The organism is Bacillus sp. BB51/4, from assembly GCF_008368845.1.
In the GTDB taxonomy this organism is placed as follows: Bacteria; Bacillota; Bacilli; order Bacillales; family Bacillaceae_G; genus Bacillus_A; species Bacillus_A wiedmannii.
In genome coordinates this window covers 1-1,420 of the sequence record NZ_QOSC01000047.1, presented here as the reverse complement: position 1 = coordinate 1,420, position 1,420 = coordinate 1, and the positions used below count along the sequence as shown (strand labels likewise).

The window sequence follows — 1,420 nt, the reverse complement described above, 5'->3', positions numbered from 1 at the left end:
AAATTTAGTAATCTTAAAGAGGAAAAAAGATGAAATAGGGACTGTCTAAACTAAAATTTGAGCGATAATGTCGTAAAAGGTGATAAAGTAATACGTTTAAATTTCAGTTTAAGGTAAGAATTACCTTTTTATATTAATTAGGTTGTAGAATGATCAAAAATATTTTACTCTTTATATGAAAACGTTATGTGAAAAATAGCTATTTAGTTGTTTTTCACATAACGTTTTTACATTTTCAAAGGATTTCACATAAGAAAAAATCTATAATTAAGATAGTTAACATATATTTTTTTGATGGGTGTGGGGGATTATGAAAGAAATATGCATGTTATTAGTGGCTGTTATATTATGGGGGATAGCCATTGCGCCAACAAAGTGGGCATTAGAATCTATTCAGCCATTTACTTTGTTATTTATCCGCCTTTTCTTAGCTGGTGGAATCTGTTTACTATTCTCATTTAAACAATTAAAAAGATCTGTTGTACATAAACAAGTCCCGTGGAAAAGAATGAGTTTGCTATCTTTTACTGGCGTAGCTGGGTACTTTATGTTCACATCCTACGGTATTTCTTTAACGAGTGGATTGCATGTTAGTATTATTGATGCTGCTTTACCTTTAGTTACAATTCTTTTTTCAGCGTTCTTTTTGAAAGAAAAAATTCAACTTAATTATTGGATCGGTATTGTATTGGGGGCTATCGGAGTACTTCTTATTACAATTCCATCTAGTAATGTCGATCAAGAAGTATCTTTAATAGGAGATATCCTTATTTTATTAAGTACGTTCTTATTTGCTTTCTATACAGTATTGCTGAAACGACCAAAACAAGAACAGTATCTATCAAACAAGGTTTTTACAACATTAACTTTAATTATTGGAGCTGTTATTCTATTACCATTTGCAATGGCAGAAACTTTTTACTATGGTTTTCCAAAAATCGAAACATGGAAGACAGGGTTTAGTGTAATATATCTTGTTATTGGGGCAACAATTTTAGCGTATTGGTTTTGGAATAGAGCATTAGAGACAGTCTCGGCATCAGTAAGTGGATTATATTTAAATGCGTTACCGTTAATAAGTATCGCTGCTTCAATTGTTCTATTAAATGAATCTTTGACGTGGAGAATAGGAATAGGTGGTAGCTTAGTTTTATTTGGAGTGATATGGGCGGATAAACGTAAATTAATTGATTTATTTATCTCAGGCGAGCGAAATGTTAAAGAGAATGAAGAATGTTAAAGTTTATAAGAGTATGTATATAGTGTTTAATGAAAAGGACGCTTTGTATGTAATAGGATGTCCTTTTCATTATTTTCATTGAATTAGAGGAATTAAATAACTGAAACTAATATAGAAAATACCTTTGGAATTATTTTTATTATTAATTGAATAAAAGGTGTTGACGATTAGGATATAGAG

General features: G+C 30.2%; 1 protein-coding gene. It reads left to right on the top strand.

The window, feature by feature from the left end; translation table 11 throughout:
* Nucleotides 1–310 precede the first annotated feature (310 nt).
* The gene (locus DN392_RS30175; protein ID WP_048567373.1) at nucleotides 311–1,240 is read left to right on the top strand and encodes a DMT family transporter; all 930 of its coding nucleotides are present in this window, start codon (nucleotides 311–313) and stop codon (nucleotides 1,238–1,240) included.
* The last annotated feature ends 180 nt before the right edge of the window (nucleotides 1,241–1,420 follow it).

Bases quoted from the DNA above. Each gene is read 5' to 3' on its own strand.
- DN392_RS30175 (WP_048567373.1), top strand. From the start codon at position 311: ATGAAAGAAATATGCATGTTATTAGTGGCTGTTATATTATGGGGGATA.